Source organism: Sphingobium chlorophenolicum, assembly GCF_000722875.1.
In the GTDB taxonomy this organism is placed as follows: Bacteria; Pseudomonadota; Alphaproteobacteria; order Sphingomonadales; family Sphingomonadaceae; genus Sphingobium; species Sphingobium chlorophenolicum.
The window spans coordinates 1-26,868 of record NZ_JFHR01000038.1 but is presented as its reverse complement, the minus strand read 5'-3'; the positions used below and the strand labels follow the sequence as shown (position 1 = coordinate 26,868).

General features: G+C 65.7%; 20 protein-coding genes and 1 pseudogene. 17 read left to right on the top strand and 4 right to left on the bottom strand.

Translation table 11 applies throughout. The features are described 5' to 3' along the window. Positions 1–4: 4 nt before the first annotated feature. Together BV95_RS15240 and BV95_RS15235 are read left to right on the top strand one after the other, a co-directional pair. On the top strand, positions 5–892 hold the full coding sequence (locus BV95_RS15240; RefSeq protein ID WP_037453707.1) for a crotonase/enoyl-CoA hydratase family protein: 888 nt from the start codon (positions 5–7) through the stop codon (positions 890–892). A gap of 10 nt (positions 893–902) precedes the next feature. Beyond that, the gene (locus BV95_RS15235) at positions 903–1,709 is read left to right on the top strand and encodes an SDR family oxidoreductase (RefSeq protein WP_037453704.1); all 807 of its coding nucleotides are present in this window, start codon (positions 903–905) and stop codon (positions 1,707–1,709) included. 168 nt (positions 1,710–1,877) lie between these two features. Here the strand turns inward: BV95_RS15235 and BV95_RS15230 are convergent, their stop codons facing one another. Together BV95_RS15230 and BV95_RS15225 are read right to left on the bottom strand one after the other, a co-directional pair. Further along, positions 1,878–3,935, bottom strand: coding sequence for a 3-hydroxyacyl-CoA dehydrogenase NAD-binding domain-containing protein (locus tag BV95_RS15230; RefSeq protein ID WP_037453701.1), 2,058 nt, complete (start codon positions 3,933–3,935; stop codon positions 1,878–1,880). A 75-nt stretch (positions 3,936–4,010) separates the two neighbouring features. Beyond that, complete coding sequence (locus BV95_RS15225; protein WP_037453698.1) at positions 4,011–5,312, bottom strand: cytochrome P450; 1,302 nt, start codon at positions 5,310–5,312, stop codon at positions 4,011–4,013. A gap of 251 nt (positions 5,313–5,563) precedes the next feature. Between BV95_RS15225 and BV95_RS15220 the strand changes: the two genes are divergently transcribed. The 5 genes from BV95_RS15220 (at position 5,564) to BV95_RS15200 (ending at position 11,667) form a co-directional block, all read left to right on the top strand. Beyond that, positions 5,564–6,202, top strand: coding sequence for a TetR family transcriptional regulator (locus BV95_RS15220; protein WP_037453695.1), 639 nt, complete (start codon positions 5,564–5,566; stop codon positions 6,200–6,202). Positions 6,203–6,297: 95 nt separating this feature from the next. Beyond that, complete coding sequence (locus tag BV95_RS15215; protein ID WP_156028676.1) at positions 6,298–7,440, top strand: acyl-CoA dehydrogenase family protein; 1,143 nt, start codon at positions 6,298–6,300, stop codon at positions 7,438–7,440. Between the two features lie 350 nt (positions 7,441–7,790). Beyond that, a complete protein-coding gene (locus BV95_RS15210; protein ID WP_037453689.1) occupies positions 7,791–9,374 on the top strand; it encodes a DUF4153 domain-containing protein in 1,584 nt (527 codons plus the stop codon). An 11-nt stretch (positions 9,375–9,385) separates the two neighbouring features. Next, on the top strand, positions 9,386–10,096 hold the full coding sequence (locus tag BV95_RS15205; RefSeq protein WP_051749807.1) for a response regulator transcription factor: 711 nt from the start codon (positions 9,386–9,388) through the stop codon (positions 10,094–10,096). Beyond that, entirely contained in the window at positions 10,069–11,667 is a 1,599-nt protein-coding gene (locus tag BV95_RS15200; RefSeq protein ID WP_037453683.1) for a sensor histidine kinase, read from the top strand. Before BV95_RS15205 ends, BV95_RS15200 begins: the two co-directional genes overlap by 28 nt. A 316-nt stretch (positions 11,668–11,983) precedes the next feature. Here the strand turns inward: BV95_RS15200 and BV95_RS15195 are convergent, their stop codons facing one another. Together BV95_RS15195 and BV95_RS23815 are read right to left on the bottom strand one after the other, a co-directional pair. After that, positions 11,984–16,750 carry an autotransporter domain-containing protein gene (locus tag BV95_RS15195; RefSeq protein WP_037453680.1) on the bottom strand — a complete coding sequence of 1,589 codons (4,767 nt, stop codon included), beginning with the start codon at positions 16,748–16,750 and terminating at the stop codon, positions 11,984–11,986. Between the two features lie 221 nt (positions 16,751–16,971). Then, positions 16,972–17,127, bottom strand: a complete 156-nt coding sequence (locus tag BV95_RS23815; protein WP_156028674.1) for a hypothetical protein — start codon at positions 17,125–17,127, stop codon at positions 16,972–16,974. Between BV95_RS23815 and BV95_RS15190 the strand changes: the two genes are divergently transcribed. From BV95_RS15190 to BV95_RS15145, 10 genes and pseudogenes are all read left to right on the top strand, one after another. After that, a complete protein-coding gene (locus BV95_RS15190; protein ID WP_037453676.1) occupies positions 17,114–18,718 on the top strand; it encodes an amidohydrolase in 1,605 nt (534 codons plus the stop codon). The two genes, BV95_RS23815 and BV95_RS15190, sit on opposite strands and share 14 nt — an antisense overlap. Positions 18,719–18,832: 114 nt before the next feature. Continuing rightward, entirely contained in the window at positions 18,833–19,495 is a 663-nt protein-coding gene (locus BV95_RS15185; protein ID WP_037453674.1) for an OmpW/AlkL family protein, read from the top strand. Positions 19,496–19,720: 225 nt separating this feature from the next. Continuing rightward, entirely contained in the window at positions 19,721–20,488 is a 768-nt protein-coding gene (locus tag BV95_RS15180; protein ID WP_037453748.1) for a Crp/Fnr family transcriptional regulator, read from the top strand. Positions 20,489–20,755: 267 nt separating this feature from the next. Further along, positions 20,756–22,414, top strand: a complete 1,659-nt coding sequence (gene ccoN / locus BV95_RS15175; protein ID WP_037453670.1) for a cytochrome-c oxidase, cbb3-type subunit I — start codon at positions 20,756–20,758, stop codon at positions 22,412–22,414. Between the two features lie 14 nt (positions 22,415–22,428). Further along, on the top strand, positions 22,429–23,175 hold the full coding sequence (gene ccoO / locus BV95_RS15170; protein ID WP_037453667.1) for a cytochrome-c oxidase, cbb3-type subunit II: 747 nt from the start codon (positions 22,429–22,431) through the stop codon (positions 23,173–23,175). After that, positions 23,172–23,336, top strand: a complete 165-nt coding sequence (locus tag BV95_RS15165; RefSeq protein WP_037453663.1) for a cbb3-type cytochrome c oxidase subunit 3 — start codon at positions 23,172–23,174, stop codon at positions 23,334–23,336. The genes ccoO and BV95_RS15165 overlap by 4 nt, the downstream gene beginning before the upstream one ends. Then, positions 23,329–24,216, top strand: coding sequence for a cytochrome-c oxidase, cbb3-type subunit III (gene ccoP / locus BV95_RS15160; RefSeq protein WP_037453659.1), 888 nt, complete (start codon positions 23,329–23,331; stop codon positions 24,214–24,216). Before BV95_RS15165 ends, ccoP begins: the two co-directional genes overlap by 8 nt. Before the next feature lie 44 nt (positions 24,217–24,260). After that, the gene (gene ccoG, locus BV95_RS15155) at positions 24,261–25,691 is read left to right on the top strand and encodes a cytochrome c oxidase accessory protein CcoG (RefSeq protein ID WP_037453657.1); all 1,431 of its coding nucleotides are present in this window, start codon (positions 24,261–24,263) and stop codon (positions 25,689–25,691) included. 3 nt (positions 25,692–25,694) lie between these two features. Next, positions 25,695–26,171, top strand: a complete 477-nt coding sequence (locus BV95_RS15150; protein WP_037453656.1) for a FixH family protein — start codon at positions 25,695–25,697, stop codon at positions 26,169–26,171. Further along, a pseudogene (locus BV95_RS15145) lies at positions 26,171–26,791 on the top strand (heavy-metal-associated domain-containing protein); the annotation flags it as partial. The gene BV95_RS15150 and the pseudogene BV95_RS15145, both read left to right, overlap by 1 nt. Positions 26,792–26,868 lie beyond the last annotated feature (77 nt).

Sequence of the window (26,868 nt, the reverse complement as noted above, 5' to 3'; positions counted from 1 at the left end):
CGGGATGAGTTACGAGACGATCGACTATGCCGTGGCGGACCGGGTCGCCACGCTGACGCTGAACCGGCCCGACCGGCTGAACGCCTATACCCGGAAGATGATGGAAGAGATGATCGACGCGTTCGACCGGATCGACGCGGACGACGATGTCCGGGCGGTCGTCGTCACCGGCGCGGGGCGCGCCTTTTGCGCGGGGGCGGACCTGGAGGGGGGCACGTCCACCTTCGACCTGGCGAAGGCGGAGGATTCGCCGGTGCGCGCCGACGGCAGCCTGGACTATTCGAAGCAGAGCGCGCGGGACAGCGGCGGGCTGTTGACGTTGCGCATCCACCGCTGCCTGAAACCCGTCATCGCCGCCATCAACGGGCCTGCGGTGGGGATCGGGGCGACGATGACGCTGCCCATGGACATCCGCCTGGCGAGCGAGAATGCGCGGATCGGCTTCGTCTTCGCCCGCCGGGGCATCGTGCCGGAGGGGGCATCCTCCTTTTTCCTGCCGCGTCTGGTGGGCATGGCGCAGGCGCTGGAATGGTGCTTCAGCGGCCGGGTCTTTTCGGCGGCGGAGGCGAAGGACGGCGGACTGGTGAAGACGGTGCTGCCCGCGGACGAATTGCTGCCCGCCGCCTATGCGCTGGCCAGGGAAATCGCAGAGAATACGTCGCCTGTCTCCGTCGCGCTGATCCGCCAGATGATGTGGCGCGGCGCGGGCATGACCGACCCCATGCAGGCGCACCGGATCGACAGCCGGGGCATATTGTCGCGGGGCCGCAGCCGGGATGTGGCGGAAGGCGTGACGGCTTTCCTGGAAAAGCGGCCCCCCGACTTTCCGGACAGGGTTTCGGCGGACATGCCGGATTACTTCCCCTGGTGGGAAGAGCCGGATTATCATTGAGGGCGTTGCGATGGATATCTTCAAGGAACGAATTTTCGCCGGCAAGACGGTGTTCGTGGCTGGCGGGTCGAGCGGGATCAACCTGGGCATCGCGCAGCGTTTCGCGGAGTTCGGCGCCAGGGTGGGGCTGATCAGCCGCAAGCAGGAGCGGATATCGGCGGCGGCCGCCACCATCGTCGACGCCGGGGGCGTGGCGATGGGGATCGAGGCGGACGTGCGCGACTATGCGGCGGTGGATGCGGCGCTCGCCAGCGTGAAGGACGCGTATGGCGAGATCGACATCGTCATATCGGGGGCGGCGGGCAATTTCCTGTCCCCGGTGGTCGGCATGTCGGCCAATGCGTTCAAGACGGTGATCGACATCGACCTGCTGGGCACGTTCAACGTGCTGCGCGCCTGTTACGACCATATCCGCAAGCCCGGCGCGTCCATCATCTCGATCACGGCGGGGCAGGCGGTGCGCCCGATGATGTTCCAGGCCCATGCCGGGGCGGCCAAGGCGGGGATCAACAATCTGACGCAGACGTTGGCCATGGAATGGGGTCCGGCGGGCATCCGCGTCAATGCGATCGCGCCGGGGCCGATCGGCGATACGGAGGGGATGGCGAGGCTGGCCCCGTCCGACGAGGCGACGGCGGCGCTGAAGGGACGCATCGCGCTGCGCGATTATGGCACGAAGCGGGATATTGCCGATCTGGCGCTGTTCCTGTGCAGCGACAATGCGAAATATATTACCGGCGCGATCATCGATTGCGATGGGGGGTCGGTGCTGGGGGATGCTTCCGCCGATGCCTTGACGGTGCCGGGGCGCGCTTAGCGCTAGGTAGAGAGCGGACCTGTCCTTTTCCTCCCCATCGGGAGATGGGGAGGGGGCGGCGCGTAGCGTCGACGGAGGGGAATGGGGCGCGACCTCCGCAATTCCCCTCCACCCCTCGCTTCGCGAGCGGTCCCCCTCCCCATGCAAGCATGGGGAGGAATTTTTGTATCAGCTTCTCGTGAAGGTGCTCCCGGCGGCGGCCTTTTCCAGCAGCAGTTTGGAGGGTTCGATGCCCAGGGCCTTCAATCCCTCCACGATCTTCGGCAGGCCGATCGTGTCGCCCCAGAACATCGGGCCGCCGGTGTAGACGGGCCAGTTATAGCCCAGGATCGCCGCCACATCGATGTCGGAAGCGCGAAGGGCGATGCCTTCCTCCAGCAATTTGGCGCCTTCGTTCACGACCGGGTAGAGCAGCCGCGCCACGATGTCGGCGTCGCTCTGCGGTCCCTTATTCTGCACGCCCTTGAATTGGGCGAAGTCGGCGATCACCTGGGCCGCGACGGGCGACGGGGTGGCCTTGCGGTTCTCGTCATAGTCGTAATAGCCGCCATTCTTCTTCTGGCCGAGCCGGTCCAGCTTCACCAGATCGCCCGCGACGGAGCGTTCCGTGCTGCCGCGCCCGATCACGTCCAGTCCGACCAGATCGTTCATCTGGAACGGGCCCATGGCGAAGCCATAGTCGTAGAGCGCCTTGTCGACCTGCTGCGGGCTGGGGCCTTCCAGGATGATGGCGCTGGCCTCCGCCGAGCGCTTGGCCATGATGCGGTTGGCGATGAAGCCGAAGCAGACGCGGCTGAGCACCGGAACCTTGCCGATCTTCTTGCCCAGAGCCATGGCGGTGGCGACGACTTCCTTCGACGTCTTGGCGCCGCGCACCACTTCCAGCAGGCGCATCACATTGGCGGGCGAGAAGAAGTGCAGGCCGACCACCCATTCCGGGCGGCCGGTGGCGGCGGCGATTTCGTCCACGTCGAGGAAGGAGGTGTTGGACGCCAGGATCGCGCCCTGCTTGCAGATGCCGTCCAGCTTCGCGAAGACGTCCTTCTTGACGCCCATCTCCTCGAACACGGCTTCGATGACCAGATCGGCCTGCGACAGCGCCTCCAGCCCGATGGCGGGGGCGATCAGCGCCATGCGCTGTTCCACCTGATCCTGGGTGAGGCGGCCCTTCTTCGCGGCGCCTTCATAGTTGCGGCGGATGACGGCGATGCCCCGGTCCAGCGCCTCCTGGCTCATTTCCACCAGCGTCACCGGCACGCCGATGTTCAGGAAATTCATGGCGATGCCGCCGCCCATCGTGCCCGCGCCGATCACGCCGACCGTCTGGATCGGCAGGGTCGGCACATCCTTGCCGATGTCGGGAATCTTGGCGGTTTCGCGTTCGGCGAAGAAATAATAGCGCTGCGCCTGGGATTCGGTGCTGGGTTCCAGTTCGCGGAACAATTCGGTCTCGCGCTTGCTGCCCGCTTCGAAATCGGGCGCGGTGTCGACAGCGGCCTGGATGGCGCGCACGATGTTCGTCGGCGCCTTGAACCCGCGGAACGCGCGCGCATTCTTCTTCAGATAATCGTCGAACAGGCCGGGATTGCCCTTCGCGCCTTCCAGCTTTTCATTGCGGTCGCGCACGCGCAGCAGCGGCTTGCCCTCCGCCAGGATACGGCGGGCGAAGGCGATGGCGTCCTCCCGCAGCTTGCCCTCTTCCGCCAGCGCGTCGATCATGCCGAGGTGCAGGGCCTGCTTGGCCTTGATCGGCTTGCCGCCGGTGATGATGTCCAGCGCGGCCTCCACGCCGACGATGCGCGGCAGGCGCTGCGTCCCGCCCGCGCCGGGGAGCAGGCCCAGATTGACTTCGGGCAGGCCGACCATGGCCGAGGGCACGGCGATGCGATAATGGCAGACCAGCGACAATTCATAGCCGCCGCCCAGTGCGGTGCCGTGAATGGCCGCCACCACCGGCTTGCTGCTATCCTCTATGATGCGCATCACTTCGTGCAGGACGGGCGACTGGGGCGGACGGCCGAATTCGGAAATGTCGGCCCCGGCGAAGAAGGTGCGGCCGCCGCATATCAGGACGATCGCCTTCACCGCGTCGTCGCCGCCGAACCTTTCGAAACCTTCCGCAATGGCCAGGCGGGTCTTGATGCCCAGGGCGTTCACCGGCGGATTGTCGACCGTGATTACGCCGATGCCGCCTTCTTCGATGACATAAGAACCCGCTTCACTCATTCTGTGTTTCCTTGCACCATGTCCTGACCCGCGCCCCTTAATTAATTGACCAACTCCATGCAACCGTCTGGCGATTCAGGCGGCTTCGAACCGGATCGGCAGATGTTTTGGGCCGCTGACAAATATGGACTGGGTCCATTCGGGCGTGCCGTTCAGTTCGATCGACCGGATGCGCGGCAGCAATTCTTCGAGCAGGATGCGCATCTCCAGCTTGGCGAGATGCTGGCCCAGACACGCGTGCGCGCCATAGCCGAAGGCGACCTGCCGGTTGAGCGGGCGGTCCACGCGGAAGTCGTGGGGATCGTCGAACACCTCTTCATCGCGATTGGCCGACAGAAAGGAGAGCAACAGCCAGTCGCCCGCCTTGATCTGCTGGCCCCGCAATTCATAATCCTGCGTCGCCGTGCGCATGAAATGCTTGACGGGGGTGGTCCAGCGGATCGCTTCCTCGACCAGTCCGGTGATGAGCGAGGGGTCGGCCTGGACCTGCCGCAGCAGGTCGGGACGCTCCGCCAGCGCCCAGATTGCGCCCGCGGTGGAGGCGGAGGTGGTGTCGTGGCCCGCAGTCGCGATCAGCACATAATAGCCATTGGCTTCATGCTCGGCGATGGGCTTCCCGTCGATCAGGGCGTTGGCGATCACGGTGGCGACGTCGTCGCGGGGATTTTCCCGCCGGTCCGCGGTCAGCTTCGCGAAATAGCTGTGAAAATCGCCCAGCACCGCCTCCAGCATGCTGAGGTCGGAGACGGAATCGGTCGTCGCGTCCGGCTTCCGGCCGAGGTCCGGATCGCGGGCGCCGAACAATTGCTGGGTAAGCACCAGCATGCGGCCCTCATCCTCTTCGGGCACGCCCAATATCTCCATGACCACATGCAGGGGGAAATGGAGCGCCACGTCCGACACGAAATCGCATGTGCCGCCGCGCGCGATCATGCGGTCGATATGCGACCGGGCGATGGAGCGGATACGGTCGGACAATTTCTTGACATTGCCGGGCATGAACCAGCTTTGGGTCAGGGAGCGGTAGAGGCGATGTTCGCGGTCGTCCATGTTGACGATCGACCGGGTGAGGTGGGGCGAATGCATCGTCTGTTCTATGCCGCGCAGCAGATCCTGCGGGATCAGGACGGTCGAACGGTCGCCATTGTGGAAGATGTCGGACTGGCGTTCGATGTCGAGTATGTCCTGATGCTTGGTCACCACCCAGAAGGGGTCGAAATTGGGCGTGACCGCCCTGGAGACGGGCTGGTTGGCGCGCAGCCAGGCGAAGGCGCCATGCACCTTTTCCGGATGGGCGAAGCTGCGGGAATCGGTGATCAGCGCGGCGATGTCGGACGGCGCTTGCGCGGCGCTGGCGGGGGCATGTGAAATCGTCATTCCAATCCTTCCCTTGGAGCGGGAAAACCCGCTGCCGCTTCGTTCGGGCGGCTTTCGGACGTCGCGGTCCGCGCCTGTTTCTAGCAATCGCGCCGTTAGTAATCAATCAATCAATGAAAATCATTCGCGCCCTTTGCGGCCGACGCTGTTCGGTGCGGAAAAGCCGCCGGCTGAATTCCGACGATGGGATTGGCTAAGCAAGGCGGGGCGGCTATGGAGTTGGCTTGGCAGCGAACATGCGGGGAAATTCGTTGAAAGATCGGCAGGCGCAATCGGCGGGTTCTGATGTCGGGACGCGCGATCAATTGCTGATCGCGGCGGGCGAATTGATGACGGAACGCCGGTCGACCGACGTGTCCTTGAGCGATATTGCCGCGAAGAGCGGGCTCAATTCAGCGCTGGTCAAATATTATTTCGGCAACAAGGCCGGTTTGATGGTCGCGCTGCTGCGCAAGGTCATGGGGACCGGCATCGCGCAACTGAAGTCGTTGCCGGATATGAACATCCCGCCGGAACAGAAGCTGCGCATTCATATCAGCGGAATGGTGAAGAGCTATTATCAATTTCCCTATATCAATCGCCTGATGCACCAGTTGCTGGCGGAGGATTCGGAAAAATATGGTCAGTTGATAGCGGAAGAATTCAGCAAGCCGGTCGCCGAAGCGCAGCGCCGGATTTTGGAGCAGGGCGTCGAGGCCGGGGTTTTTCGTCCCGTGAACCCGATGCTATTCTATTTTCAACTGGTCGGTTCCTGCGACCATCTTTTCTACAGCAAGCATCAACTGCTGCATGTGTTCGGCGTCCATGAGATCACCGATCAGCTAAGGCAGAGGTTCGTGGAGCATCTGTACCGGGTGATCACGGAGGGGCTGCTGGTGCGGCCTGGCTGACAGCCTCTGGCCGATTGGTGATTGATTATTTGACTAATTAACGGCATGAACCGGTGAAACGGCGCGTCTGACGCGAAGCGGAGCTGGAGAATATTGTGCTGAACCTGTCCAAACGTACCGCCTACAACCAGGATCATGACCTGTTTCGCGATCAGGTGCGGAAATTCGCCGAACGCGAAGTCGTCCCCCATCTCGACCGCTGGGAAGAGGAAGGCATCGTCGACCGTGACCTGTGGCGCGCATGCGGGGCGGCGGGACTGTTGTGCCCGACATTGCCGGAGCAATATGGCGGCCTGGGCCTGGATTACGGCTATAATGCCGTGATCGACGAGGAACTGGCCTATCTGGGCGCCACCTTGGGCCTGGGGCTGCAGTCGGACATCACCGCCGAATATATATTGCACTATGGTTCGGAGGAGCAGAAGCAGTTCTGGCTTCCCAAGATGATATCGGGCGAGGTCATCACGGCGATCGCCATGACGGAGCCGGGCGCCGGGTCCGACCTGCAGGGCGTGAAGGCCACGGCGCGCCGGGACGGCGACGAATATGTCATCAACGGGTCCAAGACCTTCATCAGCAGCGGGCAGAATGCCGACCTGATCATCGTCGTCGCCAAGACCGACGCGGATGCCGGGGCTAAGGGCGTCTCGCTGATCCTGGTGGAGGCCACGCGGGAGGGTTTCAAGCGCGGGCGCAATCTGGACAAGATCGGGCAGCGGGCAGCCGACACGTCCGAACTCTTCTTCAGCGACGTGCGCGTTCCCGTGTCCAACCTGCTGGGACAGGAAGGCAAGGGCTTCACCTATCTGATGACCCAGTTGCCGCAGGAGCGGCTGAGCATCGCCATTTCCGCGCAGGCGGGCGCGCAGCGGGCATTCGACGAGGCGGTCGCCTATACCAAGGACCGCAAGGCATTCGGCCGGACGGTGTTCGATTTCCAGAATACGCGCTTCACCCTGGCCGAACTGGCGACGCGGTTGCAGGTGGGTTGGGCGCATCTGGACTGGGCGCTTTCGCGCCACCTGCGCGGCGAACTGACCGCAGCCGAGGCGTCGGCCGCCAAGCTGTTCCACAGCGAGCTGAATTTCGAGGTGTGCGACAAGGCGCTCCAGCTTCATGGCGGCGCGGGATATATGAACGAATATGCGATCGCGCGGCTGTGGCGCGACGCGCGCGTGCAGCGCATCTATGGCGGCACGTCGGAGATCATGAAGGAAATCATCTCCCGCGATATTTAGGGCGCGAACGGATCGATGGCCTCGCCGGACGGGGGGATTTTGGGTGGAAAGCGGACCTATCCTATTCCTCCCCATCGTTAGATGGGGAGGGGGACCGGCCGAAGGCTGGTGGAGGGGAAGATACGCAGGTCACGCCATTTCCCCTCCACCACTCGCTTCGCGAGCGGTCCCCCTCCCCACGCTGCGCGTAGGGAGGAATTGATGTCCGTTATTGGACATTTCCCGAACCAAATTTGTCTGCGCGGCCTGCATATTTTCTGCACTGAATCTGCGCCGATTATCGACCGGCGCGGCCCATCGATCTGCTTGGGGAAAAGGCATTCTGCCCTGACATCTCAGGGAGATAGATCATGCGTTCCTCTGCCTTGCCCCTTGCGGCGCGCTTCCGGTGGAAGCTGGCGCCCGCGCTGACGGTCGTCGCGGCCGGAGACTGGCTGTTCTACCAACGGCATCTTCATGGTGGCTATCTGGGGCTGTTCGCGCTGATTGTGCTGCTGGCGCTGGCGGCGGGGCGGCCCGTGTTGCGGCGCGACCGGCGGGCCTGGGCGGGGATGGCGGCGGCGGCGCTGTTCGCGCTCGCCCTGCTCTACGACGCCAGCCTGCTGGCGTGGCTGCTGTTCTGGACGGCGGCGGGCGTGGCCGCGCTGATACCGGCGACGGCGCGCTTCGACGATGGGTGGCGCTGGTTTCAGCGGCTGGTCTGGCTGGGCCTGCGGGCGCCGTTCGGGCCGCTGATCGACCTGAAGCGCCTGTTGAAGCTGCGCGCGGCGGGGCGGGCCGGGCGCTGGAGCCTGCATGCGGCGCTGGGCACGCTGGCCCTGCCGGTGGCGGGGAGCGTGGTGATATTGACGCTGTTTTCGGCGGCCAATCCGCTGATCGAGCGGTTTTTCTCCTCGCTGCTGCTGCCGGACCTGTCGCCTGAACTGATGGCGCGGCTGGCCTTCTGGGCGCTGTTGTTCGCGATGATCTGGGGCCTGTTGCGGCCGCGTCTGGCGCGAATGCTGCTGCCGGGTTTCAGCGGGCGGGGCGACTGGGCGCTGCCCGGCGTGTCGGTGGCTTCGGTCACGCTGTCGCTGATCGTCTTCAACCTGATCTTCGCGCTTCAGAATATGATGGATGTCGCGTGGCTCTGGGGCTGGGCGCCGATGCCGCAGGGCATGACCATGGCGGACTATGCCCATCGGGGCGCCTATCCGCTGATCGCGACTGCCCTGCTGGCGGCGCTGTTCGTGCTGGTGACGCTGCGGCCCGGATCGGAAACGGCCCGGACGGGGTCGATCCGCAGGCTGGTGATGCTGTGGATCGGCCAGAATGTCTTCCTCGTCGCTTCCTCCATGCTGCGGACGGCGGATTATATCGACGCCTATTCGCTCACCCGGTTGCGGATCGCGGCGCTGATCTGGATGGCGCTGGTCGGATTCGGGCTGGCGGCGATCTGCTGGCGGCTGCTGCGCGAGCGGAGCGCGGCGTGGCTGATCAACGTCAATCTGGCGGCGGCGGGGCTGGTGCTGACGGTCCTCTGCTTCGTCGATACGGGGGCGATGGCGGCGCAATGGAATGTGCGCCATGCGCGGGAGGCAGGCGGGCGGGGCGTCGCGCTGGACCTCTGCTATCTGGACGAATTGGGGGATTCGGCGCTGCTGCCCCTGCTGTCGCTGGAGCGGCGGCCCGGCTTGCAGCCCGAATTCCGGGAGCGGGTGCAGGCGGTGAGGCTGCGGATTCATGCCGGGCTGGAGGCGGAACTGGACCGGCGCTGGACCTGGCTGGGGCAGAGGCGGCTGGACCGGGCGCGGGCGATGCGGGCCGACGCCGCGCCTGCCGCGCTGAAACTGGGGGCGAGGGATTGCGCGGGCAGGCCCCTGCCGCCGCCGCCGCCGCCACTCGTGCCGCCTGCCAAGGCGCTTCCCGCGTTGACAGGGGAGCGGGGGAAATGATCCTATGCCCCATGCCCAGCACGATCCTGATCGTTGACGACGATCCCCATATCCGCCAACTGCTCGTCTTCGCCTTCGGCAAGGCGGGGCTGGAGACGATCGAGGCGGCCGACGGGGAGGCGGCGCTGGCGGAGGTGGAGCGGCATGCGCCGGACCTTGTCATCCTGGATATCAACATGCCACGCATGGACGGGCTGGAGGTCTGCCGCAGGCTGCGCGCGCATAATGACGTGCCGATCTTCTTCCTGTCGTCCCGCGATGACGAGATCGACCGGGTGCTGGGCATAGAATTGGGCGGCGACGATTATGTGGTGAAGCCCTTTTCCCCGCGGGAGGTGGTGGCGCGGTCCATGGCGATCCTGCGCCGCGCATCCGCCCGGCCCCCGGCGGTGGAGGCGATCGGCGCGATCCGGCACGGCCGCCTGTCGCTGGACACGGAAAGCTGGTCCGCGCATTGGGGCGCGGCGGAGGTCAGCCTGACGGTGACGGAATTCACCATATTGCGCACCCTGCTGGCCATGCCGTCGCGCATCTTTTCCCGCGACCAGATCATCGACCGGTTCCGGGGGCCGGGCTTTGCGCTGACCGACCGGACGGTGGACAGCCATATCCGCAACCTGCGGCGCAAATTCGCGGATGTCGGCGGCTTCGACATCATAGAGACGCGGCCGGGCATAGGCTATCGGCTGGGCGGATGCAGCGGGACGGCGCCGCCTGCATGACGGCGGGGCTGAAAGCGCGGATCGCCCGGCATTGGCCGGTGCTGCGGTTGCGCACGATCCTGCTGTGCACCCTGTTGTTCGTGGCGGCGCTGCCGGGGTTCGGGGCGATCTTCCTGCGGGTCTATGAAAATGCGCTGGTGCGGCGGACCGAGGCGGAACTGGTGGCGCAGGGCGCGGCGCTGGCGGCGGGCGCGGCGGTGGTGGGCAGGGGCATGGCCGCCCGTCCCGCCCCGTCCGCCGCGCCGATGCGCTATCATGACCGGATGACGGCGGTGGACCTGCGTTCATCCCCCATCCTGCCGCCGCGCCCCCGCGCCGTGGCGACGCGGGACCGGCCGGACGCCGCCGCCGTGGAAATCGCCCGGCGGATGGTGCCCGCCTTTGCCGAGACGAAGGTCACGACCCTGTCGTCCATCCTGATGATCGACCGGCGCGGGGTGGTGCTGAACGGCCGGGAAGGGGGACGGAGCCTGGCCGCGCTGCCGGAGATCAGGGCGGCGCTGGCGGGCAGGGCGGTGACGGTGCTGCGGGAAAATCAGGGCGTGACCGCCCATTATCCGCTGGAATGGCTGAGCCGGGCGGCGGGCATCCGCCTGCACCATGCGCGGCCGATCAGCGTCGATGGTCAGGTGGTCGGCGCGCTGCTGGTGTCGCGGTCGCCGCGCGCGCTGTTCCTGGGCCTGTATGAGGACCGGGGAAAGATCGCGCTGGGGGTGGTGGCGATCTTCCTGATGCTGCTGTTGCTGTCGGCCATATTGTCCCGCGCCATCGTCCGCCCCATCGAAAGCCTGAGCCGCGCCACGCGGGAACTGGCGCTGGGCCGCCGGGTCACGCCGCGCCGCCCGTCCTTGCAGGTGGTCGAGATCCAGGCGCTCTACCGGGATTTCGAGCAGATGGCCGAGAGCATCGGGAAGCGGTCCCGCTATCTGCGCGATTTCGCCTCCGCCGTCAGTCATGAATTCAAGACGCCGCTAGCCGGGATTTCCGGGGCGATCGAATTGTTGCAGGATCATGGGGCCGACATGGCCCCCGCCGACCGGCAGCGGTTCCTGACCAACATGGCGGCGGATGCCCGGCGGCTGACGCGCCTTGTCCAGCGGCTGATGGAGCTGGCCCGCGCCGACGTTCTGGTGGGCGAGAGCGGCGCCCGCATGGACGCCGCGCCGGTGCTGGCGGCGGTGGCGGACGCGCTGTCGGGCGAGGGCTTCGCCATCGGCCTGCACGTGCCGGACGCGCTGCCGCCGCTGGCCGTGGATGCGGGCGCGCTGGAGGCGGTGCTGACCACGCTGGCGGAAAATGCGCGGCAGGCGGGGGCGTCGCGGCTGGACATCGGCGTGACGGTGCGGGACGACGCGGCATGGATTGACTGCGCCGATGACGGCCCCGGCATCCCGCCCGGCGACCGGCAGCGCGTCTTCGACCTGTTCTTCACCAGCAGGAGGGAAGAGGGCGGGACGGGGCTGGGCCTGGCCATCGCCCGGTCGCTGCTGGGCGCCTATCATGGCGAGCTTTATCTGGTGCCGTCGGAACGGGGCGCGCATTTCAGGCTGGTTGTGGGAATCGCGGCCTGAAAGGCGATGAGGCCGCTTGGATAAATGCAAGACACGCCGGGCTGAGTGATTTGGTTGCTATCCTATTACTCCCCATCGGGGGATGGGAGGGTCGAAGAGAGGCAGGTGACTCTCTTCGACGGCCGAAGGCTGGTGGAGGGAAAGGGGCACGACCTCCGAATCTTCCCCTCCACCACCGCCTTCGGCGGCGGTCCCCCTCCCCACGCTTCGCGTAGGGAGGAATTGAGGTCCGCTATTTGTTGGCGGGCTGCCGGTTCTGTGACCGGCAGCCCGACCGACGAGAGGCCCCCCTCTCGAACAGAAGGCCCCCTCCCGATCAGAAGGCGAAGCGGACGCCTACGTTGACGTTATGGCTGCGGCCGCCGCCAAATTCGCCTTGATAGGCGCCGTAGAGGCTGAGGCCCGTGCCAAGGTCGTAGCTGGCCCCGGCCCCGGCGGTGGCCATCACTTCCTTGCGGCCAGCGCCCAGCACCGTGAACCGCGCCGCGTTGCCGACGAAGCCGGCGCGGGCGGCGGAGCGTTCGCCGTCCAACTGGTGGCGCACGCCCAGCGACGCCCAGGGATGGAAGCCCGTGCCATCGCCGGAGTCCTTCAGCCTGATGCCGCCGTCGATGAAGGTCGCGCTGGTCTTTGCCCGGTCGACCGCCAGCGCGAAGGCGGCGCTGCCGGTTTCCGTCGTCGCCCCCCGGCGCGTGGCGACATGGGTCACGCCGACTTCAGGCTGGACGGCCCAGCCGCCCATGGGGAAGCTGTAGCCCAGCGTGCCGTCCAGCACGAGGCTGCGCAGGCGATAGTCGCCCGACAGGGCGGTCGCGGCGCCGGGCACGGCGCGGCGCGTGCTGGCCTCGCTCCAGTCATAGGCGATGGTTGCGGTCCCCTCGAACCCGCCGCTCTGGAAATGGCCCGACAGGCCCGCGACCACGCCGTCGGAATTGGTGCGCGCCCCACGGCCGAGGAGGGTCTGGCGGCTGTCGACATAGCCGATGAAGGCGCCGATGGAGCTGTTGGCGTTGCCGAAGCCGATGCCGCCCACGACGCCGTAGCTGTGGCTCTTCGCCGTGGCGGTGCCGATGGCCGCATTGCCCTTCAGCGTGCGCCAGCCGCCCAGACCCTGCGCGAAGCTGAAGATGCCCGCCGTCTCGCGGGTGGTCGCGGCCAGGCCTGCGCGCCCGGCCCTGGCAAGGGCCAGCCCCTGTTCCACGCCAAGCTGCGACGCGCTGGCATAAGCCTCCGGCGTCAACTGCCCGAACGCCGCCGCATTGGCGGTGCCGCCGCTGAGCAGCAGGGGAACGGCGTTGATGAGCGGAGCGCTGGCGGTTCCGGCGACCAGCAGGCCGTTGACATAGTCGATCGCGGCGTCCGCCTGGACGGTGACGACGGCGGGCGCGACGAAGGTGCCCAGCAGTTGCAGCGTCGCGCCGTTGTTGCGCAGCACGCCGACAATGCCGGGATCGCGGTTGACGATGTCGAAATCGCCGGTGATCGTGCCGCCGCCATTGACCACGATCAGGTCGCGGGAGGCGCCCGGCGTCAGCGATCCGGTCAGGTTGACGGTCGTATTGTCGCCGATCGTCACCGAACCGCCATTGACGACGATCTGGTCGCTCTGGCCCACCGGCACGAATTCGAAGGTCGTGGTCGTGCCGTTGGCGATGGTCAGATTGCCGTTGATCGTCATGATGCCCGGCGACGCGCCCGGCGAGAGATTGGCGCCCGTTCCGATGGTGACGTCGCCGTTGACCGCGCCCGCCGTGCCGAACGTGCCGCCGCTGGCGACCTCGACGGTGCCGGTAAGGGTCGATCCGGCCTGGCCGATCAGGCGGCCGCCGGTGACGTTCACGGTCTCCACGTTCAGATTGCCGGTGAAGCCGTTCACGCCGGCGCTGTTGGTGACCTGTTCGAAACCGGTGAAGCTGGAACCGTCTATCGTCGTCTGTTCGGCATAGGTGCTGCCGGTGTTGAACGCCAGCACGTCGGTTCCGTCGCCCGCGGCGACCGTGCCGCCGAAGCTGCCGCCGGTGCCGATGGTCAGCATGTCCGCGCCCCCGCCCAGGTCGACGTCGCCGGATATGGCGCCGCTGTTGACCAGGCTGTCAGTGCCGCTGCCCGCGGTGACGTTGCCGGTGATCGTTCCGCCCTGGTTGCTGATGATGTTCGCGCCGTCGCCGGTGACGATATTGCCGGTGATGGAGCCGCCCGCCGTGTTGGTCAGCACATTGTCGCCGCCGCCCAGGTCGACATTGCCGACCACCACGCCGCTGTTCGCCACGCTGACGCTGGCCTCGCCGCCGCTGATCGCCGTTTCGCCGGGGGCGACGACGATGCTGGACCCCTCGGTCAGGTTGAGCGGGCCGCCGCTGGCGACCTCCACCGTCTGCTGGACGACGACCTGGCCGGTGCCGATGATCTTTTCCACCTCGAAGCCGGTGAACAACTGGCGCAGCGCCGGGTCGATGGAGCCGGTATAGGTGGTGCCGGTGATGTCGAAGGACAGCGTGTCATCGCCCGCGCCGCCGTCCACCGTTCCGTTCATCACGGCCGAGGCGAGCAGGTGGATGAAGCTGTCATTGCCCTCGCCCATCCGCACCGTGCCGGTGATGACGCCCGCGTTGACGATGATGTCGTCGCCCTCGCGCATGTAGATGTCGCCGCTGATCTGCCCGCCATTGTCGATGCGGTCGTCGCCTGCGTTGAGGTCGATGGAGCCGATGATGACGCCAGTCGCGGCGTTCGTCACATGGTCGGTCGAGGGCAGGAAGCCGCTGTCGTCGTCAAGCTGGTCGCCGCTGGTGTGGATCGCGCCCGCCAGATAGCGGTTGGGCTGGCCCAGCGCATTGTCGATGATGAAGTCGCCGCCCGCCGAATAGTCGCTGCCCGCGCCGCCCCGGATGATGCCCGCATTGACGATGTTCACCGTCTTGCCCGCCACGCCGATGGCGGTCGCCATTGCGCCGTTCACGCCGTTGGGGACGGGGCTGTAGACAAAGTCGCCCACCGGCGGCGTCGGGACGAGCAGGGTCGGCGTGCCCGACACCTCTATCAGTCCGCCTTCGCGGTTTTCGATGGTGACCACGCCCGCGCCGCTGCTTTCCTGGTCGATGCCGACCGCCGCGATCTGGTTGATGACAAGCTGCTGGGTGTTGGGGTTGAGGATCGCCACGGTCGCGCCGCCGGTCGCCTTGATCGTGCCGCTGTTGACCAGGGTGATCGTCGAATCCGCCGTCGGGGTGCCCGGTTCGTCGCCGTCGCCCGCCTCGACCTCCATCAGCAGGCCGGAGCCGCCGCGATCCTGCCCGACGATGCTGCCGCTGTTGTTGAAGGCGATGCTGTGGCTGACGTCCGTTTCCGATTCCATGTCGAAGGCGGCGACGCCGCCGAACAGCGGACGGTTGTTCTGGTCGATGGCCAGTTTCGTCCGGGTCACGGTGCCGCTGTTGACGAAGGTCGCCACCCGGTTGCCGATGTCGATCTCCACCGCGCCGTCGATGGTCCCGCTGTTCGTGAAGGCGAAGTTTTCGGCAGGGATGTCGATGACGTCGTCGTCGCCCGGCCCGTCATCCTGCAACAGCCCGGTCTCGATCAGGAGGGCAGTGCCGCCCTCCCGCGCGGAGGCGGCGATCCTGCCGTGATTTTCGAACCGCAGGTTCCGGGACGCGACGCCCGCGTAGAAGCCGTCGCGAATCTCGCCGTCGGCGGTGTTGACGATCGTCGCATCGTCCGCGTTGAATTCATCATTGGCGTTGGGCAGCACAAGGTCCAGTTCACCCAGCTTCAACGTCAGTCCGCGCTGGAAATGGCCGCCGTCGTCGATGCCCGCGATCAGGCCGCTGTTGGTGAAGGAGAAGCTGTCGGCCGCGACATTGGCGGCCAGCCCGCCCACGATGCGGCCGCTGTTGCCGATCGTCGCGCCCGCCAGCGTCGTGGTCTCCAGCGCCTGGCGGATGCGGATGGCCGCGTTCACGTCGTCGTCGAATTCGCGTTCGATATTGATCGTCGGGGACCGCAGGCCGTTATACGTCATGTCGATCGTTCCGCTGTTCGCGAAGACGAAGGCGTCGCCCGCCGACGTGGTGATGACCGAACCCAGGCCGTTGGTGTTGAGGTTGATCTCGTCATTGTTGACGAAGGATGCTGTGGCGATCCGGATGTCGCCGTTGATCGTGCCTTCGTTGACGAAGCTGGCCAGCGCGTCGCCATAGGTGGGCGTGTAGAGCGGGACGGTGCCGGGCGGCACGAAGGCGCGCTGGAACGTCGTGAACTGCCTTTGATAATAAGTGATCGCGGCAGGCACGACGTTCACGCCCTGCGGATAGAGACCGGCGGTGTTGAGCAGGTTGATCGTGCCGTTGTTCACGACATGGCCGTCGCCCATCAGGCTGATCGTCGTCCCCTGGCCGGTCAGCGTCACGGTGGTGGCGCTGCCGCGCACCTCGAACCCCTCCACCTCGAACGTCGCGGGCAGGGCGCGCGCGCCCAGTTCCAGCGATTGCGTCTGCGAATAGCTGCGCGTGTAGATGTCGATGCCCGCGCCTGCCGAGATCGTTCCCGTCACGCCGTCGTCCGCGCCGCGCTGGATGAAGTTGGCGGTGCTGAAAGCCGTTCCCAGTTGCAGGTTGCCGTTCAGCGTGCCGCCGTCGGAGAGATAATAATAAATCCCGCCCGGCAGGGGAAATTGCGGAGATGTCGGGGTCGGTTCGACAAAGGAGACGTCGCCGTCGATGGTCCCGGCGTTGGTCACGTTGAAGCCGAGCAGGGGAATGCCGGTCCGGGCGGGCGAGATGATGGAGCCGCCAATCGTGCCGCCGCTGGCGTTGTTCACCGACAGCACGACCGCCTGGCCCGCCGTGATGGCCGGGCTGCCGGAAATCGTGCCGCTGTTGTTGACGACGATGGCGGTGCCCAGCGTCCCGACGATCGGTCCGGTCGAACCCGTATTGCCGATGATGCAGAGCGGGCCTGCGCTGCCGTCCGGGCAGACGGGCGAAAATTGCGCCAGCGCGCTGTCCGTCCCCAGCGCGAACATGCTGACGCCGACCGCCAGTCCGAGACGAATAGACGAACGCATGTTATTCCGGCCGATCATGGCAAACCCCCTCCAGAAGAATATCGAGGCGATCTAGTTCAACCCGCTGTTGGTCCGCATCCCCTGATTGGGGTATATTCGGCGTGCCGCGGGAATATGTTTTGGCCGGATCGGTCTGAATTTTCTTCTCCACCAGACGGGTTTTTCTTGCCGGACGTTCCCCTCACTTGCGCTTGCGTGGTCAGGCCGTTCGCTATATCGGGAAATCGTAGATGACGGCATCAGCTTCCCGATTGATCGTGCAGGCGTCCGTGCGGGCTTTCCCCGACCGTGCCGTCCGCATGCGCTTTCCATGATCCCGATCCCATCAGCTTCAACATCGCGGCGTCTCCGCCAGGATCGCGTTTAAAAGGATATCGGTTCATGAAGATCTTCAAGCCCGTCGCCCTTGCCGCCGCTCTTGCCACAACGGCGCTCGCGGGTGCGCCCGCCCATGCGCAGGCTCCGCAGGCGTTGAAGGATGAGGTCGCCGTCGCGGTCGAGGCGCAGCGCAAGCAGATCCAGGTCATGGTGGACCAAATCTATTCCTTCGCCGAACCCGGCTTCCAGGAAGTGAAGACCAGCGAATATCTGACCGGCATATTGGAGAAGAACGGGTTCAAGGTGGAGCGCGGCGTGGCGGGCATTCCCACCGCCTTCACCGCGACCTGGGGCACGGAGGGGCCGAAGATAGCGCTGGGCAGCGATATCGACGGGCTGCTGGGCGTGTCGCAGATGCCCGGCGTCGCGGAGATGAAGCCGCTGACCGAGGATGCGCCCGGCCATGGCGAGGGCCATAATTCGGGCATGCCGCTGATGGTCGCCGCCGCGCTGGCGGCCAAGCAGGTGATGATCAAGCATGGGCTGAAGGGCCGGTTGATGCTGTGGCCGGGCGTGGCGGAGGAACTGCTGGGGTCGAAGGCCTATTATGTGCGGGCGGGCATGTTCAAGGATGTCGATGCGTCGATCTTCGCGCATGTCTATACCAGTTTCAGCACCGGTTGGGGCGATCTGGGCCTGACCGGCATGATCTCCGTCGAATATGAGTGGAAGGGCAGGACCGCCCATGCCGCTGGGAAGCCATGGGAAGGGCGCAGCGCGCTGGACGCCGCCGAGCTGATGGACGTCATGTGGAATTTCCGGCGGGAGCATCTGCCGCCGACGCAGCGTTCGCACAATGTCATCACCAATGGCGGGGGCCAGCCCAACGTCGTTCCGGACCGCGCCAGCAGTTGGTATTATTTCCGCGAGAAGGACTTCGCGTCGCTGCGCAACCTCTATGAGATCGGCAACCAGATATCGGAGGCGGCGGCGATGGCGACGGGTACCACGGTCAGCCGCAAGGTGCTGGGCTTCGCCGCGCCCAATGTCGGCAACAAGCCGCTGGCCGAGGCGCTCTACGCCAATATAGAGACGGTGGGCATGCCGCAATGGTCGGCGGCCGACCAGGCCTTCGCCAGGGCGGTGCAGGTGAAGAACCATCTGAAGGTGGAGCCGCTGGCCGCCAAGGTCGGCCCGCTTTCCACGCCGGAACTGCGCGGCGGGGCCAGCATGGGCGGATCGGACGATATCGGCGACGTGATGTGGACGGTGCCGACCGTCACCATCGGCTATCCGGCGAACATCCCCAACGTGATCTTCCACCATGCCACCGCGGGCATGGCGATGGCCACGCCGATCGCGCACAAGGGCACGCTGGTCGGCGCCAAGGCGGTGGCGATGACGATCCTGGATCTGGTCACCACCCCGCAACTGATCACAGACGCCAAGGCGTGGATGAAGGACGTGCAGTTGAAGGATCAGAAATATGATCCGCTGATCGCCCCGACTGACATGCCCGCCATCGACCGCAACGCCCGCATCATGGCGCAGATGCGCCCGACGATGCAGCGCTATTATTATAATCCCAAGGCCTATGACAGCTATCTGAAGCAGCTTGGCGTGGATTATGAAGCGGCGGGCCGCGACCAGTCCAGCGCGGGGAAATAGTGGAAGGGCCTGCGTTGAGGCAGGTCAAATTGCCGGTTGCGCGGGATCAATGCCGGGGGCGTCGTGGCGCGGCAGAAGAGACTCCATCGACAACAGGGATGGAGTTTCAAGGATATGAGCGTCAAGACGATCCTGCTGGGCGCGGCCGCCGGTTGCGCGCTGCTGGCCGGGCCTGCTCAGGCGGCGCAGGGCGATGTGCTGGTGCGGCTGCGCGGCATCATGGTCGCGCCCAACGAGAAGAGCGGGAGCGTGCTGCCCGCCTTTCCGGGCGAGAAGGTGAAGGTCGACAACAGCGTGATGCCGGAAGTGGACGTCACCTATATGGCGACCGACCATATCGGTTTCGAACTGATCGCCGCGACCACCAAGCATAGCGCGAGCGGGCGGACGGGCACGACCGGGGGGATCGGTCGGCTGGCCTCCACCTGGGTGCTGCCGCCGACGCTGACGGCGCAATATCATTTCCTGCCGGAAGGGAAGATCAGGCCCTATGTCGGGGCGGGGGTGAATTATACGCTCTTCTATAATGAGAAGGCTTCGGGCGCGCTGGAGGGCGCGGTGGGCGCGACCAGGGTGCATATGTCCGACAGTTTCGGCTGGGCGGGGCAGGTGGGGGTCGATATCGACCTTAACGAGCGGATGTTTTTGAATCTGGACGTTAAATATATCGACATCGATACGACGGCGCGGCTGTCGACCGCCGGTGCGGGCGTGCAGAGGGTGAAGATGGAGCTGGATCCCTTCGTTTTTGGTGTGGGCGTGGGGATGAAGTTTTGATGGGATGACGAAATCCTCCCTACGCGAAGCGTGGGGAGGGGGACCGGCCGAAGGCTGGTGGAGGGGAAATGGCGTGACCTGCGTATCTTCCCCTCCACCACCGCTTTCAGCGGCGGTCCCCCTCCCCATCTTTCGATGGGGAGGAATAGGAGAGGTTCGCCTTCCCAACACCCTAGGGACAATTACGGATAGGTCGCGGCGTGCCGGGGCGGCATGGATCGGCGCATGGATATGCGATTTGATCTGGCGCAAAGGGCGCAGGAGGATGCGGCCTTCGTCATGGCGGCGGTGCCGTCCAGGGGCTGCGGCGGGCAATATTGCGACCGGTGCGAGGTGCGCGATCAGGCGATCTGCGCCGATCTCGACGAAAAGCAGCGCGGGGCGCTGAACCGGATCGGGCGGCGCGTGTCGTTGCAGGCCGGGCAGACCGTGATGTGGGAAGGCGACAGTTCGACGCTGGTCGCCAATGTGATCGAGGGGACGCTGAAGCTGTCCACCTCCACCGGCGACGGGCGCGAGCAGATCGTCGGCGTCGTCTATGCATCGGATTTCATCGGCCGGCCCTTTGGAGCGCGGACGCCGCACAGCGTCACGGCGCTGACCGATGCACGGCTGTGCCTCTATCCGCGTGGGGCGTTCGACGGCTTTGCGCGGGAGCATCCGGCGCTGGAACATCGATTGCTGCAACGGACGCTGGACGATCTGGACCGGACGCGGGCGTGGATGCTGCTGCTGGGGCGGAAGAATGCGCGGGAGAAGGTCGCGACCCTGCTGCTGGACATGCGGCGGCGGTTGCGGGCGGACCGGGACGGGGTGATCGAACTGCCCCTGTCGCGGCAGCAGATCGCGGACGTGCTGGGGCTGACCATAGAGACGGTGTCGCGGCAGATCGGCGATTTGAAGCGGATGGGCGTGATTGCGCTGGCCGGGCGGCGGGGCGTGCGTGTTGTGGATGAAGAGCGGCTGGAGGGGATGGCTGAGGGGGAACATTAAATCCTCCCTATGCGAAGCATGGGGAGGGGGACCAGCCGTAGGCTGGTGGAGGGGAAGGGGGCACGACCTCCGAATCTTCCCCTCCACCACCGCCTTCGGCGGCGGTCCCCCTCCCCATCTTTCGATGGGGAGGAATAGGATAGGTCCGCTTTCCAGGCCGATACGGACATTCCCGTACATACCTGCGCCTCCGGCTTTGACAGAGGTCAATGCATAAGGGCGGCTCCCGGACGAAGGACGCCGCGAAGCCTTTGACGGGGAAATCCTATGGACCAACTGGTGTGGAAGACGGGCGGCTGGTTCGCGCTCGCGACGCTGGCCTTTCTGGCGGCGTTGGCGGCGGCGGACTTCGGCTTTGCCGTGCATATGGGGATCGTGTGCGCCGCCGCGCTCGCGGTCGCCGTGCTGACGATGCGGCATGCCGATTATCAGGCGATCACTCGCGGGTTGTTGAAGATGCCCGAAGCCCAGGGGAAATATGACGACGATCCGATCCGCTGGGGCGTGATCGCGACGGTCTTCTGGGGGTTGGCGGGCTTTCTGGCGGGGTTGTACATCGCGTTGCAACTGGCCTTTCCGGCGCTCAATCTGGGGATCGAATATACCAGCTTCGGGCGGCTGCGGCCGTTGCATACCTCCGCCGTCATCTTCGCCTTCGGCGGTAACGCGCTGATCGCCACCAGCTTTTACGTGGTGCAGCGCACGTGCCGGGCGCGGCTGGCCTTTCCGGCGTTGGCGCGGTTCGTCTTCTGGGGATATCAGCTATTCATCGTGCTGGCGGCGACCGGCTATCTGCTGGGGATTACCGAGGGCAAGGAATATGCCGAGCCGGAATGGTATGTCGACCTGTGGCTGACCATCGTCTGGGTCGCCTATCTGGTCGTGTTCGGCGGCACCATCCTGCGCCGCAGCGAGCCGCATATCTATGTCGCGAACTGGTTCTACCTGAGTTTCATCCTGACGATTGCGATGCTGCATATCGTCAACAATCTTTCCATGCCGGTGAGCTGGCTGGGGTCGAAGAGTTACAGTGCTTTCGCGGGCGTGCAGGATGCGCTGACGCAGTGGTGGTACGGGCATAATGCGGTCGGTTTCTTCCTGACCGCCGGCTTCCTGGCCATGATGTATTATTTCGTGCCCAAGCAGGCGGAGCGGCCGGTCTATAGTTACAGGCTTTCCATCATCCACTTCTGGTCGCTGATCTTCCTCTATATCTGGGCGGGGCCGCACCATCTTCATTATACCGCGCTGCCCGACTGGGCGCAGACCTTGGGCATGGTCTTTTCGGTCATGCTGTGGATGCCGAGCTGGGGCGGGATGATCAACGGGTTGATGACGCTGAACGGCGCGTGGGACCGCATCCGCACCGATCCGATCATCCGCATGATGGTGATGGCGTTGGCCTTCTACGGCATGAGCACCTTCGAAGGGCCGATGATGTCGGTGAAGGCGGTCAACAGTCTTAGCCACTATACCGACTGGACCATCGGTCATGTGCATAGCGGCGCGCTGGGGTGGAACGGGCTGATTACTTTCGCCTGTCTTTATTATCTGACGCCACGACTGTGGAAGCGGGAGCGGCTGTACAGTCTTCGGCTGGTGAACTGGCACTTCTGGCTGGCGACGGTGGGCATCGTTCTCTACGCCGCGTCGATGTGGGTCGCGGGCATCATGCAGGGGCTGATGTGGCGCGAATATGGCAGCGACGGTTATCTGGTCTACGCCTTTTCCGAAGTCGTGAGCGCCATGTTCCCCATGTATCTGATCCGGGCGGCCGGGGGCCTTCTGTACCTTAGCGGCGCGATCGTCATGGCCTGGAACATCGGCAGGACCATCGCGGGCAGTCCGCTGCGGGTTGAGAAGCCGATGAACGACGCCGCCTATGATGCCGAGGCCGACCGGCCAATCGTCGCGCAGCCTGCCTGAAGGAGTATCCGGACATGGAAACCAAGACCAAGGGCAAGTTCTTCGACCATGGCAGGCTGGAGCGGAATGTTTCGCTGCTGGGCATCGCGTCGCTGATCGTCGTCGCCATCGGCGGCATCGTGGAGATCGCGCCGCTCTTCTGGATCGACAACACTATCGAGAAGGTGGAGGGCGTGCGGCCCTATACGCCGCTGGAGCTGGCGGGGCGGAATATCTATATCCGCGAGGGTTGCTATAATTGTCATAGCCAGATGATCCGGCCCTTCCGGGACGAGACGGAACGCTATGGCCATTATAGTCTGGCCGCCGAGAGCTTGTACGACCACCCCTTCCAATGGGGGTCGAAGCGGACCGGGCCGGACTTGGCGCGGGTGGGCGGGCGCTATTCGGATGAGTGGCATGTCCAGCATCTGAAAGACCCCCGCGCCGTGGTGCCGGAATCGATCATGCCCGGTTACGCCTTCCTGGCGGAGCGCGAGTTGAAGGCGGGCGACATGCGCCGGGATCTGACGGCGCTGAACGATGTCGGCGTGCCTTATGCGAAGGAGGATATCGCCAGCGCCAATGACGACCTGAAGGCGCAGGCCGATCCGGATGCGGACAGCAGCGGTCTGCTGAAACGCTATCCCAAGGCGCAGGCCCGCGATTTCGACGGCGATCCGGGCAGGCTGACCGAGATGGATGCGCTGGTCGCCTATCTCCAGATGCTGGGCACGCTGGTCGATGTGGACAGCGCGAAACCGCAGGAGGTCGGGCGATGAGCTACGACGCCTTGCGGCATTTCGCCGATAGCTGGGGGCTGGTGTTCATGGGGGTGCTCTATGTCGTGCTCATCGGCTGGCACTTCCTGCCCAGGGGCCGCGAGCGCAGCGCCGAGGCCGCGCTCGCCATTTTCGAACAAGAGGAAGCCGATCATGGCTGACGACAAGCGCATCGATCCCGCCACCGGGACGGAGATCAAGCATCATGAATGGGACGGCATCCAGGAACTGGACACGCCGCTGCCGCGCTGGTGGCTGTGGACCTTCTATGCGACGATCCTGTTTTCGGTCGGTTATGTGATCGCCTATCCGGCCATCCCGATGATCGACCGGGCGACCGGCGGCATGCTCGGCTGGTCGAGCCGGGGGGCGCTGGACAAGGAACTGGCGGCGCGGGAAAGGCAGATCGCGCCGATCCGGAAGGCTATTGCGGAGACGCCGGTCGCGGCGCTGCCGGGGCGGCCGGAACTGATGCAGCAGGCGGTCGAGGGCGGGCGCGCCGCTTTCCGGGTGCATTGCGTCCAGTGCCATGGGTCGGGGGCGGCGGGGTCGAAGGGCTATCCGAACCTGAATGACGACGACTGGTTGTGGGGCGGCGATCTGGCGGCGATCGAGAAGACGATCACTGACGGCATCCGCAATCCGGACCATGATGCGACGCGCCAGTCGCTGATGCCCGCCTTCGGCAAGGATCAGTTGCTGACGGCGGCGCAGGTGGACGATGTGGTGGCGCATGTTCGGGCGATCAGCGGGCAAGACCGGGCGAGCGCGGCTTCGCGGCGGGGCGAGCGGGTCTTTGCCGACAATTGCGCGGTTTGCCATGGGGCTGCGGGCAAGGGGAGCCGGGAACTCGGAGCGCCCGATCTGACCGATGCGATCTGGCTTTATGGCGGGGATGTTGGGACGATCCGTGAGACCGTGTGGAACAGCCGCCATGGCGTGATGCCGCGCTGGGACGACAAGCTGGACAAGGCGACCATCCGAATGCTGGCGGCCTATGTGCATAGCCTTGGCGGGGGTGAGGGCAATGGGGGGCGGTGACGTTCGCCAAATCCTCCCCATGCAGGCATGGGGAGGAATAGGGGGTGCTGATGTCGGATTCCGCCTCGCTCTATGAGAAGCGCAAGGGGGTCTATCCCAAGGCGGTGGATGGCTTCTACCGTCGCCTGAAATGGGCGATCATGGCGGTGACGCTGGCCATTTACTGGGGCACGCCCTGGTTGCGCTGGGACCGGGGGCCTTATGCGCCGGATCAGGCGGTGCTGGTCGACCTCGCCCATCGGCGCTTCTACATGTTCTCCATCGAGATATGGCCGCAGGAATTTTATTATGTCGCGGGCCTGCTGATCATGGCGGGGGTCGGGCTGTTCCTCGTCACCTCGGCGGTGGGGCGGGCCTGGTGCGGCTATGCCTGCCCGCAGACGGTGTGGACCGACCTCTACCAGCATGTCGAGCGGTTCGTGGACGGCGACCGCAATGCGCAGTTGCGGCTGGCCAAGGCGCCATGGGGCGCGGCGAAGATCGTCCGGCGGCTCTTCAAATGGTCGGTCTGGCTGGGGATCGCCTTTGTCACGGGGGGCGCGTGGATATTCTATTTCGCGGACGCCCCGACGTTGCAAAGGGAGTTTTGGAGCGGGACCGCCGCGTGGCAAGCCTATGCGACGACTTTCGTGCTGACGGCGACCACCTTCGTGCTGGGCGGGTTCATGCGGGAGCAGGTGTGCATTTACATGTGCCCCTGGCCGCGCATCCAGACCGCGATGCTGGACGAAAAGTCGCTGATCGTCACCTACAAGCATTGGCGCGGGGAGAAGCGCGGCAGCCTGAAGAAGGCGGAGGCGCATCCGGGTGAATTTGGCGACTGCATCGACTGCAACCAGTGCGTCGCGGTGTGCCCGACCGGCATCGATATTCGCGAAGGGCCGCAGATTGGCTGCATCACCTGCGCGCTGTGCATCGACGCCTGCGACAAGGTGATGGCGCAGGTCGGGCGGCCACGCGGGCTGATCGACTATTGCACGCAGGACGATGCGGAGGCGGAGCAGAAGGGCGCGGCGGCGCGCCCGGTGCTGAAGACGCTGCTGCGGCCGCGCATCATTGCCTATTTCGCGGTCTGGGCGGGGATCGGCGCTGCCATGCTGTTCGCGCTGGGGGCGCGGGATCGGCTGGAGATCAGCGCGCAGCAGGACCGCAATCCGATCTTCGTGCGCCTGTCGGACGGCGCGATCCGCAACGCCTATACCGTCAAGCTGCGCAATATGGAGGCGCGGCCCCGGTCGATGGAGGTGGGTCTGGACGGACTGCCCGGCGGCCGGATGTGGACCGACGCGGGGTCGCGGGAGAGTGCCGCCGCGACGGTGCGGACGACCGTGCCCGCCGACAGCGTGGCGAAGCTGCGCATCTTCCTGACGCTGCCGTCCGGCGGTCCGGCGCGGCAGGATTTCCGTTTCACTGTGCGCGCTCTGGATCGCGAGGGCGGCAGCGCCAGCGAACCCGCCCGATTTGAAAGGCCCTGAGACATGAACCCTGCACCATCCCCCGTCCGCCGCTTCACCGGCTGGCACATGACGGTGATATTGGTCGCCTTCTTCGCCGTGGTGATCGCGGTTAACATGCTGATGGCGACCGTCGCGGTGCGGTCCTTCGGCGGGACGGTGGTCGAGAACAGCTATGTCGCCAGCCAGAAGTTCAACGGCTGGCTGGCGGAGGCGCGGGCGCAGAAGCGGCTGGGGTGGCGGGACAAGGTGACGCTGGATGCGGGGCGGCGCGTCGCGCTGACGCTGAACGATGCGAAGGGCGCGGCGCTGGCGGGGGGCGTCGTGACGGCGGTGGCGCAGCATCCGCTGGGGCGGGCGGCTGACCTGCCGCTGGTTTTCCGCGAGCGCGCGCCGGGCGTCTATGCCAGCGACCGGGCCTTGCCGGAGGGGCGTTGGCAAATCCGTTTCGACCTGCGCCTTGCCGGGCGCGAGGAGCATCTGTTGAGGGAGGTCGACTGATGGCCACGAAAGCGCTGATCCCCGATCCCGTGGCGGAGGAGGCGGTCGAAAGCCTGTTCGCCGTCCCCGGCATCCATTGCGCGGGCTGCATCGCCAAGATCGAGGAGGGATTGCCCCGCCGGCCCGGCATCCTGTCGGCGCGGGTCAATATGGGGGCGAAGCGGGTCGCCATCCGGCACGATCCGGCGCTGACCCCGCCTGACCTGCGCGCGGCCATCGCCGCCCTGGGGTTCGAGGCGGAGCCGCTGGCCGATGCGGGGCTGGACGTGGCGGCGGCGGAAAGTCGTCGTTTGACGCGGGCGCTGGTGGTGGCGGGCTTTGCGGCGATGAACATCATGCTGCTGTCCGTGTCGGTCTGGTCCGGGGCGGCGGGGGCCACGCGGGGGATGTTCCACTGGCTTTCCGCGCTGATCGCGCTGCCGACGGTGGCCTATGCGGGGCAGCCCTTCTTCCGTTCGGCCTGGGCGGCGTTGCGGCAACGGCGGACGAACATGGACGTGCCGATCAGCATCGGGGTGCTGCTGACCACCGGAATGAGCCTGTATGAGACCGTCATCGGCGGGGCGCATGCCTGGTTCGACGGGGCGGTGATGCTGCTGTTCTTCCTGCTGGCGGGGCGGGGGGGGGGGGGGAGGAAGGGGGGCGTCTTTTTTTAACAACTTTGGGCGGCCGCGGAAAGGGGGGGGGGGGGGTGTCG